Origin of the sequence: Pantoea sp. B65 (genome assembly GCF_047308185.1) — a bacterium.
Lineage (GTDB): Bacteria > Pseudomonadota > Gammaproteobacteria > Enterobacterales > Enterobacteriaceae > Erwinia.
Map to the genome: position 1 here is coordinate 50,446 of NZ_JAHXPU010000023.1, position 13,742 is coordinate 64,187.

13 protein-coding genes, 3 tRNA genes and 1 pseudogene are annotated in these 13,742 nt (G+C 53.7%); 10 read left to right on the plus strand and 7 right to left on the minus strand.

Annotation, left to right across the window (positions count from 1 at the left end):
• Nucleotides 1–609: 609 nt before the first annotated feature.
• The 3 genes from JWF83_RS10260 (at nucleotide 610) to JWF83_RS10270 (ending at nucleotide 4,127) form a co-directional block, all read left to right on the plus strand.
• Entirely contained in the window at nucleotides 610–2,001 is a 1,392-nt protein-coding gene (locus JWF83_RS10260) for an MFS transporter (RefSeq protein ID WP_413650110.1), read from the plus strand.
• Nucleotides 2,002–2,093: 92 nt separating this feature from the next.
• Nucleotides 2,094–3,128 carry a LacI family DNA-binding transcriptional regulator gene (locus JWF83_RS10265; RefSeq protein WP_413650111.1) on the plus strand — a complete coding sequence of 345 codons (1,035 nt, stop codon included), beginning with the start codon at nucleotides 2,094–2,096 and terminating at the stop codon, nucleotides 3,126–3,128.
• Nucleotides 3,129–3,140: 12 nt separating this feature from the next.
• Complete coding sequence (locus JWF83_RS10270) at nucleotides 3,141–4,127, plus strand: nucleoside hydrolase (protein ID WP_413650112.1); 987 nt, start codon at nucleotides 3,141–3,143, stop codon at nucleotides 4,125–4,127.
• A 41-nt stretch (nucleotides 4,128–4,168) separates the two neighbouring features.
• On the opposite strand, the pseudogene JWF83_RS10275 reads toward JWF83_RS10270, so the two are convergent.
• From JWF83_RS10275 to JWF83_RS10285, 3 genes and pseudogenes are all read right to left on the minus strand, one after another.
• Nucleotides 4,169–4,369 (minus strand): annotated as a pseudogene (locus tag JWF83_RS10275) (PepSY domain-containing protein); the annotation flags it as partial.
• Nucleotides 4,370–4,399: 30 nt separating this feature from the next.
• Nucleotides 4,400–4,867, minus strand: coding sequence for a YbaK/EbsC family protein (locus tag JWF83_RS10280; RefSeq protein ID WP_413650113.1), 468 nt, complete (start codon nucleotides 4,865–4,867; stop codon nucleotides 4,400–4,402).
• Between the two features lie 491 nt (nucleotides 4,868–5,358).
• Complete coding sequence (locus JWF83_RS10285) at nucleotides 5,359–6,456, minus strand: diguanylate cyclase (protein WP_413650114.1); 1,098 nt, start codon at nucleotides 6,454–6,456, stop codon at nucleotides 5,359–5,361.
• A 241-nt stretch (nucleotides 6,457–6,697) separates the two neighbouring features.
• Between JWF83_RS10285 and JWF83_RS10290 the strand changes: the two genes are divergently transcribed.
• On the plus strand, nucleotides 6,698–6,979 hold the full coding sequence (locus JWF83_RS10290; RefSeq protein ID WP_413650115.1) for a DUF1435 domain-containing protein: 282 nt from the start codon (nucleotides 6,698–6,700) through the stop codon (nucleotides 6,977–6,979).
• Nucleotides 6,980–7,096: 117 nt separating this feature from the next.
• Here the strand turns inward: JWF83_RS10290 and JWF83_RS10295 are convergent.
• The 4 genes from JWF83_RS10295 to rsmC form a co-directional block, all read right to left on the minus strand.
• Nucleotides 7,097–7,183, minus strand: a tRNA-Leu gene (locus JWF83_RS10295).
• A gap of 31 nt (nucleotides 7,184–7,214) precedes the next feature.
• Nucleotides 7,215–7,301 (minus strand) — tRNA-Leu (locus JWF83_RS10300).
• Between the two features lie 27 nt (nucleotides 7,302–7,328).
• A tRNA-Leu gene (locus JWF83_RS10305) sits at nucleotides 7,329–7,415 on the minus strand.
• Nucleotides 7,416–7,587: 172 nt separating this feature from the next.
• The gene (rsmC, locus tag JWF83_RS10310; RefSeq protein WP_413650116.1) at nucleotides 7,588–8,622 is read right to left on the minus strand and encodes a 16S rRNA (guanine(1207)-N(2))-methyltransferase RsmC; all 1,035 of its coding nucleotides are present in this window, start codon (nucleotides 8,620–8,622) and stop codon (nucleotides 7,588–7,590) included.
• 297 nt (nucleotides 8,623–8,919) lie between these two features.
• Between rsmC and JWF83_RS10315 the strand changes: the two genes are divergently transcribed.
• The 6 genes from JWF83_RS10315 (at nucleotide 8,920) to tssK (ending at nucleotide 13,726) form a co-directional block, all read left to right on the plus strand.
• Nucleotides 8,920–9,339: a DNA polymerase III subunit psi gene (locus JWF83_RS10315; RefSeq protein WP_413650117.1), complete on the plus strand. Its 420-nt coding sequence runs from the start codon at nucleotides 8,920–8,922 to the stop codon at nucleotides 9,337–9,339.
• Nucleotides 9,302–9,742: a ribosomal protein S18-alanine N-acetyltransferase gene (gene rimI, locus JWF83_RS10320; RefSeq protein WP_413650118.1), complete on the plus strand. Its 441-nt coding sequence runs from the start codon at nucleotides 9,302–9,304 to the stop codon at nucleotides 9,740–9,742. Before JWF83_RS10315 ends, rimI begins: the two co-directional genes overlap by 38 nt.
• A 43-nt stretch (nucleotides 9,743–9,785) precedes the next feature.
• Nucleotides 9,786–10,466, plus strand: coding sequence for a pyrimidine 5'-nucleotidase (yjjG, locus tag JWF83_RS10325; RefSeq protein ID WP_413650119.1), 681 nt, complete (start codon nucleotides 9,786–9,788; stop codon nucleotides 10,464–10,466).
• 852 nt (nucleotides 10,467–11,318) lie between these two features.
• Nucleotides 11,319–11,825: an SH3 domain-containing protein gene (locus JWF83_RS10330; RefSeq protein WP_413650327.1), complete on the plus strand. Its 507-nt coding sequence runs from the start codon at nucleotides 11,319–11,321 to the stop codon at nucleotides 11,823–11,825.
• 24 nt (nucleotides 11,826–11,849) lie between these two features.
• Nucleotides 11,850–12,353: a type VI secretion system lipoprotein TssJ gene (gene tssJ / locus JWF83_RS10335; protein WP_413650120.1), complete on the plus strand. Its 504-nt coding sequence runs from the start codon at nucleotides 11,850–11,852 to the stop codon at nucleotides 12,351–12,353.
• A 29-nt stretch (nucleotides 12,354–12,382) separates the two neighbouring features.
• Nucleotides 12,383–13,726 (plus strand): type VI secretion system baseplate subunit TssK, encoded by a 1,344-nt coding sequence (gene tssK / locus JWF83_RS10340; RefSeq protein WP_413650121.1) that lies wholly within the window; start codon nucleotides 12,383–12,385, stop codon nucleotides 13,724–13,726.
• Nucleotides 13,727–13,742: the final 16 nt, after the last annotated feature.

Consider the following 13,742-nt stretch of genomic DNA (forward strand, 5'->3'; position numbering starts at 1 on the left):
GTTTTGAAGTCCATTCAGAGTAGCTGATTGTGCCAGACGCTAACATCCTTGCACGGTACTTTCAGATTGAGGGCATTTTTAGCGCCACCGTCATCTGAATGACATCTGTTGGTGCGAGAAATACTGCGCCAGTTGAAGTTTCAGTAAAGCGGCATTCTTAGCGGTAAAAGATTAGCATCAGCACGGTGAGAAAAAAAATCAGCTCCTGTACCGGAGAGAATTACTGCGTAACTGGTTGATTTCCAGTGAATCCATTTTTTATTTAGCGGATTATTGTCAAGGAAATCTAATTATTCAGCGTCTCTTCTGTTGATTTATCTACGCGCGTAGATAAAATGCAAGGGCAGTGATTACCCACGGCGCTTGATGTTCAGGCTGCTAAGTGATGGTCCGGTTTGTTTCGCGTTATTTAAGCGATCGGTTAAATAAAAACCGACAGACGCGCAGCAACTTATAAGATCCTGACACCAGGGAACCCTTTACTGACCTTTCATCATGGCTCAGGCACTGAGCGTCTTTGCCGGGGAGTTATCTCTTCGTTTTGTTACAAGGGACTACCACCCACGGAAGGGCGCTCTTAAGATCTCCTAACATCAGGGAATTTTTTGAATGACCTCATATCAATCTGTGGAGCACTCGTCAGCAGGCGTGTCATCTGCTGCGGATGAAAGACTGGCCACCGACGAAGGACGCAAAGATTTCTGGCGCGCCACCTTCTCCTGCTGGCTGGGCACCGCAATGGAATATGCCGATTTTGCCCTCTACGGCCTTGCTGCCGGCATTATCTTTGGCGATATCTTCTTTCCCGAAGCCACGCCGCAGATGGCGCTCCTCTCCAGCTTTGCCACCTGGTCGGTAGGCTTTATTGCCCGCCCGATTGGCGCTCTGTTCTTCGGCTGGCTGGGCGACCGCAAGGGACGCAAAGTGGTGATGATCAGCACCATTATTCTGATGGGTGCCTCGACCACCCTGATTGGCCTGATCCCCAGCTATGCATCGATTGGTGTGTGGGCGCCGGCCTGTCTGGTGTTGCTGCGCTTTTCGCAGGGGTTTGGCGCCGGAGCCGAGCTGTCTGGCGGTACGGTGATGCTCGGTGAGTATGCGCCGGTTGAACGGCGGGGTCTGGTTTCTTCGGTGATTGCGCTGGGTTCCAACAGCGGTACCTTACTGGCATCGCTGGTCTGGCTGCTGGTAGTGCAAATGGATCAACAGCAGCTGCAGGCCTGGGGCTGGCGTATTCCGTTTCTCTGCAGTTCTCTGATTGCGCTGACAGCGTTGTGGATCCGACGTAACCTGCGGGAAACGCCGGTATTTGAACGTAAGAAAGCACAGCTTGCAGCGCAGCGTGCTGCGACCCTCGACGCGCATCCGCTGGCGGCTGATACGCGGAGCTTCTGGCAGCGCAGCAAGGCGTTCTGGATTATGGTGGGGCTGCGTATTGGTGAGAACGGACCTTCTTACCTGGCGCAGGGCTTTATTGTCGGCTATGTGGCAAAGGTGCTGATGGTTGATAAATCGGTACCCACCACGGCGGTATTTATCGCTTCACTACTTGGCTTCCTGATTATCCCCCTTGCTGGCTGGCTCTCCGACCGGTTTGGCCGCCGTATTACCTATCGTGGCTTCTGCCTGCTGTTAATGGTTTATGCCTGGCCTGCGTTTACCCTGCTCGACAGTCGCGAGCCAATGATTGTGATCCCGACTATTGTTACAGGTATGGCATTAGCTTCATTGGGGATTTTTGGCGTGCAGGCGGCCTGGGGCGTCGAGATGTTTGGCGTCCATCATCGCTATACCAAAATGGCGGTGGCGAAAGAGCTGGGTTCGATTTTATCCGGCGGCACCGCACCGCTGATTGCCGCCGCAATGTTGTCGTTTACCGGCCACTGGTGGCCGATTGCGGTCTATTTCTCGGCGATGGCGAGCATCGGTTTTCTCACCACTTTTGCCGCACCAGAAACCCGCGGGCGCGACCTTAATCTTCCTGAAGACGCCATTTAAACGCCGGATTAGCGCTGTGCGTGGTTTTCAGGCTGGCCGGGCGCTGCCCGGCTGGCATAATCTCTTTAATATCTTCACCACAAGGTAGCGTTTTGGTTAAACAACACCCTAAGCGTATTACGCGTGCCGATGTCGCCGCCCTTGCCGGAACATCCGTAGCGGTAGTGAGTTATGTCATCAATAATGGTCCACGCCCGGTGGCTGCGGCAACCCGTCAGCGGGTGCTTGAGGCGATTAAACAGACCGGCTATCGCCCTAATGGCATTGCCCGCGCGCTGGCGTCAGGCAGTAGCAAAACCTACGGCTTAGTGGTTCCGAATATCTCAAACCCTTTTGTCGCCGCGATGGCGCATGAGCTGATTCAGGAAGCACTAAAGAAAGGGATGGTGATTTTGCTTGGGGATGCCGGCGACGATCGGCAGCGTGAGCTGGAGCTGATTCACAGTCTGTTAAATCGTCAGGTCGATGGTCTGTTTTATAACAGCGTCGACCGCCATCCCTATATTGAGCTGATCAAAGCCAGCGGTACGCCATTAGTGATGCTGGAACGGGTTGATCCGCAGTTACAGGTCAGTATGCTGCGGGTGGATGAGCGTGCGGCGGCACGTCTGGTCACCGGGCATCTGCTCAGCCATGGCTATCGTGATGTCGGCATTATCAGCGGCCCGCAAGAGATGCTGAACGCGCAGGATCGGGTTAACGGCTGGCGTGATGCCATGAACAGCTATGGCTTAGCGATCGAGGCGAACTGGATTTTCCCCAGCCCCTATACCCGTGAGGGCGGCTATCAGGCTGCCTGCCAGATGTTGCAGGGCGACAGTTTACCGCGCGCCCTGTTTGTCAGTAACGAAGCGCAGGCTATTGGCTGCATTCGCGCCCTACAGGAACAGCAGATCGGCGTACCGGATCAACTGGCGCTGGTATGTTTTAACGGAACGGATCAGGCGGCGTTTCATGTTCCGGCGCTGACCTGCGTACGTCAGCCGATTCAGGAGATGGCGAAAACGGCGATTAACATGTTGCAGGCATGGAATGGTGAAGCCATGCTGCGTGAGGTCTCACACCAGCTGCAAATCGGCGAGTCTTGCGGCTGTCAGTTCTCTCCAGCGCAACGCGCGGAAAAATAAAGATAATAAAATATGAAACGAGTAATTATTGATTGTGATCCGGGGAATGGCATTGCCGGCGCCAATGTTGATGATGGCCTGGCCTTAGCGCTGGCCATTGCTTCGCCAGATATCTCACTGGAGCTGATTACGGTGGTTGCCGGTAATACGCCAGCGCCGGTCGGATACAGCGTGGCGCAGGATCTGGTGCAGCGTTTAGGGCTGGCGATTCCGGTGCTAAAGGGTGAAGAGCAGGCGCTACAGGAGCCGGCAGAGCCGTGGCGCCAGGCGCTGGATCAGCGGGTGTATCAGCTGAATCTGGCTGATCTGTGGCGCGGCGTACGTCAGCCGTTGCCGCGGGCGGCGCCGGATCGGGATGCGGTCGATGCTATCGGGCAGCTGATTTGCGACAATCCCGGTGAGATTACGCTGGTGGCGATTGGTCCGCTGACAAATGTGGCGCGCGCGATGCAGCGTTATCCACAACTGGTGGAGTCGGTCGCCGAAATTGTCATTATGGGCGGCGTATTTGCCCTTGATGATTATCTGAAAGATACCAACTTTGGCCTCGATCCGGAGGCGGCGCATCAGGTGCTGACCAGCGGCGCAACCATCACGCTGGTGCCGATGGATGCCACAACCCAGACGTTAATGACGCATCAGGATCTCGATCGCATCGCGAAATCTGATACGCCGCTGGCACGCTTTATCAGCGAAACTTTCCGTCCGTGGATTGATTACTCGATTAAAACCCGCAGCCTGCCCGGCTGCTGGATCCATGATGCGCTGGTGGTTGCCTGGCTGCTGAATCAGCGGGTCGCCACCGCCACGGATTATCAGGTGGATGTTGAGCTACACGCCGGCCCCACACGCGGTAAATCCTGGCGCTATCGTCAGCCGTTGCGCGTGACGGTCGGAATTGAACAGCCGGCAGGTGGACTGGTACATGTGCTGCAACGGGTTGATAACGCGTTGCTGCTCACCATGCTGGAGCAAGCGCTGGCGGCGTCCAGCGACTGAAAAAACCGGGCGGCATCGCTGCCCCGCTGGTTAATCGCGCTGGTAACCTGTTGTAAAAGCGGACGATCTACCCCCACTAAGTCGGTAAGCCGCTGATGGGCATACCGATGGTTTTCCCGCTGCGGGGCCTGCACACAGAGGGTGCCGGTCAGGGCGGCGATAAAGATAAACGTGCCAATAAACAGACCGATACAGAAGTGCAGACGCAGTAGCAGATGTATCAGCGTCTGAGTATTGGGCATGGTTTCGGCACGGCGTGGTGTGCGCAGCCGCTACTGCGGCGGCTGGCATACATCGATCCATTGCGCTTCGGTAAGATCCGCCATCTGTTGCGGTGAAATACGTACCGCGCTGTGGATCCCTCCGGCAGCCGGCAGCACTTCACTGAAGCCCTTCAGGGAGATATCGCAATAGACCTGCAGGGGATTTTCCAGACCAAACGGGCATACCCCGCCGACCGGATGACCGGTCCAGCTCACCACTTCATCGGTGCTCAGCATGCGCGCTTTGGCGCCCAGCGCCGCTTTTAATTTGCGGTTATCAAGACGTGCATCGCCGCGCGTAACAATCAAAATCACCCGATCTTTTACCTTCAGCGACAACGTTTTGGCAATTTGCCCTGGCGTGACACGATGGGCTTTTGCCGCCATCGCCACGGTGGCCGTGCTCTCTGCCAGTTCAATGATGTCAATTTCGGGGGCGCGCTCGGCAAAGTACTGCCGCACAGACTCGAGGCTCATGCTTATCTCCACAATTTAGCAGCTGATAAAACTGCCACAATGGCCGGGGTCTGTAAACTAAAGGGGACGGGAAAATTTGTCAGCAAATAGCCGCGCACCACAGCAGGCATTCCGGCTGCCTGCGGGCAACCGGTCTGAGGGCGAGTGATTGCCAGCGGCGTGGGGCAATGGTGATTAGCCATAATATTTGCAAGGTCAATTATTGTCATTAACGCGGTTGATTAATTAACTTTGGTTAACTGATATTTTTATCAGCCGGTGAAGAAAATAGATCGCTTCGGGCAAATTAAATAATGAATAGCCAGTTAATTTGCTAAAAAAAACTATTTTCCCTAAGTTGGCGAATTGACGTATTACGATTATTAACCACTGCGGTCTCTGTCAGCCGTAAAAAATTCAGCACAATAGCGCTGACGCTATTGTAGCGGAAAGGAATAACCCTGATGGATAAGCGACGCGAAAATATCAGCCCCGGCAGGGGCTAATCGGTGTTAAACCGCGTCTGCAGGCTGGGCACTGGCAGATTTTGGCAGATCGTCCCAGCAGAGAATGGTATTACGGCCGCGGTTTTTCGCGACATACAGTGCACGGTCAGCATGGGCCAGCGCCTGCTCAAAATCATCATCATACAGCGGGGCAACCCCTGCACTGATGGTGACATGGGTGGCAACCCGTTCATTAAAGCGATGCGGGATCTCTAAATTCAGTACGTACTGCCGGATACGCTCAGCCAGTTTCATGGCAATCGAGGCATTAACATTGGTCAGCAGTACCAGGAACTCTTCGCCGCCGTAGCGGGTGACAATATCGCGTGAGCGCACCGCATCACGAATCGCCACCGACACGCGCGCCAGCGCCTGATCGCCCATGGCATGGCCATAATTGTCGTTATAGGCTTTGAAATGATCGATATCCAGCAGCAGCACGAAATGGCTGCCGGTATGGTTCTCCAGCACATTTTCCAGACGGTTTTTCAGGCCGCGGCGGTTATATAAGCCGGTGAGCGGATCGAGCATACTGAGGTCGCTATAGGTCTGTTTCTCTTCATACAGCTGAAACATCAGGCGGCGGGTAAAGTCATCGCTGCGTCGGCGCAAAAAGTGATGCAGGGTAAAGCCGCTGAGCGGCAACAAAATGGTGGAGAGAATCATCGCCAGGTTATGACCGTTATCAAGCAGCAGCACGGTCAGGGCCCCCGGCGCAGTATGCAGGCAGAAAGCGGGCAGATTGTCGTTGAGCGCAATCGCGCTGATAAAGAAAACGCTGAGTAAACTGAGCGGTAAATAGCTGCCGTTAAAATAAAATACCAGCGCATGTTTAAGTGAAATATGCCAGGCCCAGAGGATCCCGGTTATTAATGCGGCGCTATTTAATAGCGATAATTTGACTTTAGGACGGAAAAAAATCCATAAAAATAACGCAAAACTCAACCCCGGGATTAGCAGGGTTGGCAGCAGCATCGTCGACGAAAAGGCATAACTGGTGTTCAATAAAACGAAAAGTGATGAGACTATGTTTAAAAAAAGAAAAAACATCATCGTCAGGCGATATTTGCTGTGAAGCAATTCGTCATAAGTTTGTAATTTCATATTATATACTCGCTGCAGCCCTGAAATATCAAAGCGCTAAATCTGACATTCGATTTTATTATTCGGTCAGGAATAGTTCATAGCAGTTATTATGGTGTTTTTTAGTAGTATGCTGAACGGCGCAATTTAACACTTTACAACTGGTCTGTCATCCCTGGGTACAAAGTTTCAACAATCTTGCTGCATAATGACAAAAATTATCATATGCTATTGGTAATCATTATCATCTGGAGCTGTGTCGATGCTGGTGGTAATTGCAACGGCGTGTGGATTATGGGGAGTGAGCTGGATGTTGGGGAAACGACTGGATAGCGCCTGGGGAGTGCTGTTGCCCTGTGCGATGATACCGCTGATGGCGTTGATGGAACTCTCCTTTTCACAGTGGCGTTTGCTGATGGTGATTGCGCTACTGGCGACGGTCAGCATGCTCTACCACAAGCGTCTGCGTCACTATCTGCTGCTGCCATCTTGTATGGCGTTAGCGGGCTGCATGATGGCGATTTCACTGAAAACGGTGGTGTGATTTTGCGGTAAAAAACAATAACGATTACAGCGGGAGAGAGTAACTAAGCCACTGGTAGCAAACGAAATATCAGAGAGGAGCAGCCGGAAGGCTCTTTAGCGGGGGGGTGTTTACAACTGGTGCGAAGAGAGGGACTTGAACCCTCACGTCCGTTAAGACACTAACACCTGAAGCTAGCGCGTCTACCAATTCCGCCACCTTCGCATCTTCGTTGTAAAACTTATATCGCTGCATTTGGTGCGAAGAGAGGGACTTGAACCCTCACGTCCGTTAAGACACTAACACCTGAAGCTAGCGCGTCTACCAATTCCGCCACCTTCGCGCAAATGCAAAGCAATATCATGGTTGTTGGTGCGAAGAGAGGGACTTGAACCCTCACGTCCGTTAAGACACTAACACCTGAAGCTAGCGCGTCTACCAATTCCGCCACCTTCGCGTACCGACAATACAATTTGTATTGCAACCACGGAGGCGCATTCTAGAGATTTTACCGGGCACGTCAACAGATATTTCATCGTCATGGGATGATTGCCGGAAAAAGCAACATCTCCATGACGATAAGCCGAATCAGTAAGTTGCAACCCTGCAGGCCATCCGCAGCGGACAAATTAACGTTTTGCCCGGGCGCCGGCTCCCATTATCGCACGATAAACCTTAAACCGTCCGGTTTGCGCCAGCACTTCATGGCTGCCGAAGATTTCGTCCAACAGCTTCGGATAGGGCAGAAAGGCGTTGGCCACAATACGCAGCTCGCCGCCGCTATTCAGATGTTTTACCGCGCCACGAATCAGCGCCTGTGCGGCATCAAGGCTGGTTTGCGTGCCTTCATGGAATGGCGGGTTGGAAATAATCATATCGAAACGGCCGGTCACATCGGAGTAGACGTTACTGGCAAACACTTCGCCTTCCAGTTGGTTTGCCGCCAGCGTTGCTTTACTGGCTTCAATCGCTGCTGCGCTGACATCCGTCAGCCACAGGCGTACGCGCGGCGACTGGCTGGCCAGCAGGGTCGACAGAACGCCGGTACCGCAACCGACATCCAGAACTTTCCCTCTGGCATGCGGCGTCAGGGTCGACAGTAGCAGATCGCTGCCAATATCCAGTCCGTCGCGGCTGAATACCCCCGGCAGGGTTTTAATGGTGACATCGTCGAGGGTATATTCGCCCCAGAAGCTTTCGGCATCAAAGTCCGGCTGTTTGTCGAGGCGGCCATGATACAGGCCGCAGCGACGGGCGCTGTCAATTTTGCTCAGGGTTGCCCACGGCTCCAGCATCTGCTCTGCGCTACGCACGCCACTGCGGTTTTCACCGATGACAAAAATGTCGCTGCCGATCGGTAGCAGGGACAGCAGATTCTGCAGCTGGAACAGCGCTTCCGGCTTATTTTTTGGCCAGTAGTAGATCAGGGTATCGCAGTCGCTCACCATCTCAGCACTGGCCACCAGGCTGTATTGTGCTCGCTCGCCCATCGTCCGGCTGAGAGTCTGCCAGTGATGATATTGCTGGGTATGAACTTTGCTGACAGCAGTCTCCAGTTGAGCGGGCAGGTCATCCTGCAGGTCACCGGCAAACAGCACGCGGCGTTCAATAAATTCATCACTATGGCGCAGAATCACTTCACTGGCCGGGGTAAAAGCGGACATCGGATGGCTCCTTACTAATCAGAACAGCGATTATACCGAAAGTGAAAGCCGTTGCAGTATTAATACCGTCAGTGAGACCGATACGCTGCCGTGATGGTGGCTGGCGCAAATTATTGGCGCCGGCGGCATAAGGTGGCATAAATGCCGCCACTACCGGAGGGGACCTGGGGGGATTTATCGCTCCCGTGCTGCGGGTGTGCAGTGGCATTACATCGCCATCGCATGCAGGGGAATTGGCGCCGTGGGGTGGGTTTTGCTAGCATAGCGACGCAATCGGGCGACCAGACGGGAAAAAAAATGTCTGCCAGACGTGACTGGTTATTACAGCAAATGGGCATTACGCAGTATGTACTGCGGCGTCCGCGTGCCTTGCAGGGTGAGATAGCCGTCACTCTGCCGCCGCATACGCGCCTGCTGATTATCGCCGATGTGCCGCCCTCTACCGATGATCCGCTGGTCAGCGATGTCCTGCGTGCGCTGGCTATCGACCAGCATGATGCTGTTGCTCTGACGCCGGATCAGCTGGCGATGCTGCCGGATGATAGTCCCTGCGCCAGCTGGCGCCTCGGTATTGATACCCCGCTGACCTTGCAGGGGGCACAGCTTGCATCTCCGGCTCTTGATGAGCTCTACCAAAATGCCAGTGCCAAACGCGCACTCTGGCGGCAGATTTGTGAACATGACTCAGATTTCTTTACTCACCCCGAGCGACCTTAGCCAGGCCTTTGCTATCGAACAGCGTAGCCACGCTTTTCCGTGGACGGAAAAAACTTTTGCCAGTAATCAGGGCGATCGCTATCTCAATTACCGGCTTGATGCCGATAATGTTATGGCGGCCTTTGCCATTACCCAGATCGTGCTTGATGAGGCCACGTTATTCAATATTGCCGTCGATCCGGCTTTTCAACGTCGTGGACTGGGACGCCAGTTGCTGGAGCATCTGATTGCCGAACTGACGCAGCGCGATGTGCTGACATTGTGGCTGGAAGTCCGTGCCTCCAATCGGGGCGCTATCGCCCTGTATGAGCAGCTGGAGTTTAATGAGGTATCGGTGCGCAGGAATTATTATCCGACCGCAGAAGGACGTGAAGACGCGCTGATAATGGCTTTAACCCTGTAGCGGGGGCAAACCCGGAACAGATAAAACAGGATTTAACAACAAGATGTTAAACGATTGGGATTGGATCTTATTCGACGCTGACGACACGCTGTTCCATTTCGACGCTTTTGCCGGTCTGCAACGGATGTTTCGCGAGTACGACGTACAGTTTACCGCTGCCGATTATGATGACTACCAGGCGATCAATAAGCCGCTGTGGGTGGATTATCAGAATGGGGTGATTAGCGCCTTACAGTTACAGAATCAACGTTTTCAGAGCTGGGCCGACAAATTGCGCGTTGCCGCCCATGAGCTGAATCGCGACTATCTGGCGGCGATGGCTGAAATTTGTATGCCGCTGGAAGGCGCGGTAGAACTGCTGAATACCCTGAAAGGCCGGGTAAAAATGGGCATTATCACCAATGGTTTTACTGCCTTACAGCAGGCGCGTCTGCAGCGTACCGGCTTTCTTGACTATTTCGATCTGCTGGTGATCTCCGAGCAGGTCGGGCATGCGAAGCCTCATCCGGCAATCTTTGACTATGCGTTAGATAACATGGGCAATCCGGCCCGCGACCGGGTGATGATGGTGGGGGATAATCCGGATTCGGATATTCTCGGCGGCATCAATGCCGGCCTTGCCACCTGCTGGCTGAACGCGGACAACCGCGCGAAACCAGAAGGCATCACACCCACCTGGCAGGTCTCTTCGCTGACCCAGTTAGCCGCACTGCTAACAGCATAACTTTTCGCGCCTGCCAATATGAGGTCGGTCTGGACTGATGAGAGAAGAACATCTCTTCAGCCCGGCGCCGATCATTAAACTGCCCCCCGATCCTGCGACAGTAACCGTCCTTACTCCCTTTATCAGTATCATGCCCGGCGCAGCCGGTTAAATTTTCCCGCGCAGAATAATATTTTTTATCGGCTGATGTTGCATTTTTCGCCTTTTTTGTGCGCTACTTCATAAATAATACTGATGTATGCATGATTATTTTTATATGCACAGCGGGATGTGTCGCAGATTATTACGGTGCGGTACGATTTACCCTGACTAATGAATAATGCTTTGCAGGCAAAGCGTTGAATTTTTTCAAAGACACGATAAACTGCGCCAGTTGTATCTTGTTATACCGTACCAGTAAACACCACCGGATGCTGCCATGTGCAAGCTCGTGCGGTAGCCATGGAAATGGTTTATTAGGTAATATATTGATATTTAATAGTTTGAATGGTTGGTTAATTACCCCTGACCCGTGATTGTGCCTTGATGACCTTCGCAATGAAGTCCCTTCATTAGACGATAGTAGAGAATCAAAGCATGGATGTTTTAGGTCGCCGTTGCGCATCATCCCCTGATGCCGATGGTTTCCGCACATGGTTGTGCAGTGTCTATTTACTCGTGAGTTAAACAATTACCGCGCTGTTATTCCTGAATGGTTATGAGTTTTGTTAGTGCCTTTGTATAAGTTTAATTGCTTTGTTCTGTGCTGGGGCGCTGGTGACCGCTATGCGTTTTTGGCGGGTTTTTCAGCCCTTTTTTTACTGCGTCAGCCTGCTGGCGTCTGGCTATTTTTACGAAAAATTTATGAGGATGATGGTGAAAATTCGTATCGCATTAAGCCTGATTTTTGTGTTAACCGCTGCCGGATGTATTGCTCCGAACCCGCCATTAACCGATGACACGCTGGTCTCCAGCACCGTTGACGGCGTAACACTGACTTATCGTCACGCGATTACGCCGCCCGCGCAGTTTATACCGCTAAATGAGCAGCACCGCGCGCTGTATACCGCGTCGGTAATGAGCCGCCCCGATTTTGGCGGCAAGCTGGTGCGCTATCTGGATTACGGCGAGACCTATACCGTACTGGGAACGGTGGAAAATAACTGGCTGGCGATCGCCGGTGGCGATCAGCAGCAGTTGCTCGGCTATGTTCCCCGGCGCGCTGGCGTCAAAAGCGATCTGTGGGAGAAGACCATTAAAGCCGATGCCCGGCGTAAACGCGCGCGCGCCACCCCGTCCAGTAAACCGAACTGTCTGGCGGTCGATGGCGATAGTAAAGCCTGCCAGAGCAGCAATAACGGCACCTGGATCATTAACTAAAACCGCTTCAACGGAAGCAGCATAATGAATAGACTCACTTTATTGCGCCTGAAGATGCAGGCGCTTTTGCTGGCGGCTCTTACTCTGCTGACCGGCTGTTTTTCGACTGCACATAACATGCCTGCCCACTACAGCCTGTTTTTTCAGGCTCATCCACAGATCAACCAGTCGGCGCCGCTCAGGGTGAGCGTGCTGTTGCTGAAATCTGACGCGGACTTTATGTCGGCGGACTTCTATTCGCTACAAACCAATGCTGCGGGCGTATTGGGTTCCAGCCTGCTGAATGTTGAACAGTTCTTTCTGCGGCCAGGACAACTTAACCAGAACATTATCGGCCAGAGCAGCGCCGAGGCGCGCTACATTGGCATTCTGGCGGAATATCAACATCCCGACGGTAAAACGTGGCGGCTGTCATTACCTCTTTCCCCGCCGCGGGAGCGCCATTTTTACACTCTCTGGCAGGGATCGTCAGATGAAGTACGTGCTGAAATCATTGCGGATATCAGCGGTGTTCGCGCGCTGCGCTAACAGGATAAGTGCCAGAAAAGGACGTCATTATGGATTACGCCGCAAAAGTGGTGTGGAGCGAGGGCATGTTTCTGCGCCCACACCATTTTCAGCAGTGGGAAAGTTATCTGCATACCCGGATTCGCGACTGGGGTCGGCTGCAGCAGCCCTGGATGTGGGGATTTCTTGATTTTGAGCTTGACGCGGCACTGCTGCGTGAGGGGAAAGTGGCACTTAATTCCGCCAGTGGATTACTGCCTGACGGGACTTACTTTGCATTCCAGGACCGGCGCCATGGACCGGCGCCGCTGGCAATCGCCGATAACCAGAATGGCGCCAGGGTAGTTCTGGCGCTGCCTGCGCGTCGTGGCGGGCGTGAGGAGGTTATTTTTAGCGAAGCCGCGGATTCACTGGCGCGCTTTATCAGTTTCGAACAGGAGGTTGATGACTGGAATGCCATGTCGCTGGACCAGACCACGGTTCAGTTCGGCAAATTGCGCCTGAAGCTGATGCTGGAGAGTGAATTGTCCGCCGAATGGACGGCGATGGGCGTTGCGCAGGTGGCGGATAAACGCAGTGATAATCAGCTGCTGCTCGATACGCATTATATCCCGCCAATGCTGCACAGCAGCGCCTGCAGCGTGTTATTCGATTACCTCCACGATATCCAGGGATTGCTGGGGCAACGTAGTCAGCAGATTGGGAAACGTCTGCAGCAGCCCGGACGCTTAAGCGGTGCGGAGAAAATGGATTTTATGCTGCTGGCGCTGATCAATCATCACCTTGGCCAGACCAGCCATTTTAAAAGCCTGCCGCTGTTGCATCCCGAACGGCTCTATCGTCACTGGCTGGCATTCGCCTGCGAATTAACCACTTATACCCCGCAGCGCTACCCTGCCCAGGCGCTGCCGGTCTATCAGCACAACGATCTGGCGGGCTGCTTTGCCCAACTGGCGCTGATGATTCGCAATGGTCTGGCGCAGGTGATGGAAGAGCACGCCATTCAGTTGCCGCTGACGGATCGTTCGCATGGCCTTAAGGTTGCCACTCTGGCGGACACGACCCTGATCCGCGATTTTGCTTTCGTACTGGCGGTGCGCGCCAATGTGCCCGGCGATACGCTCCACACCCATTTTCCGGCGCAAATGAAGGTCGCTCCGGTGACGAAAATCCGCGATCTGGTGCATCTGCAACTGCCCGGCATCGTGCTGCGCGCGATGCCAGCCGCACCGCCGCAAATGCCGTGGCATGCCGGTTATAGCTATTTTGAACTGGAAAAGGGCGGCGAGCTGTGGAAGGAGATGGAGAAATCCGGTGCTTTCGCCCTGCATCTGGCCGGGGAGTTCCCGGGACTGGAGATGCAGTTTTGGGCCATTCGTAGTCAATCAGCCTGAATAAGCAGGGAGCGCT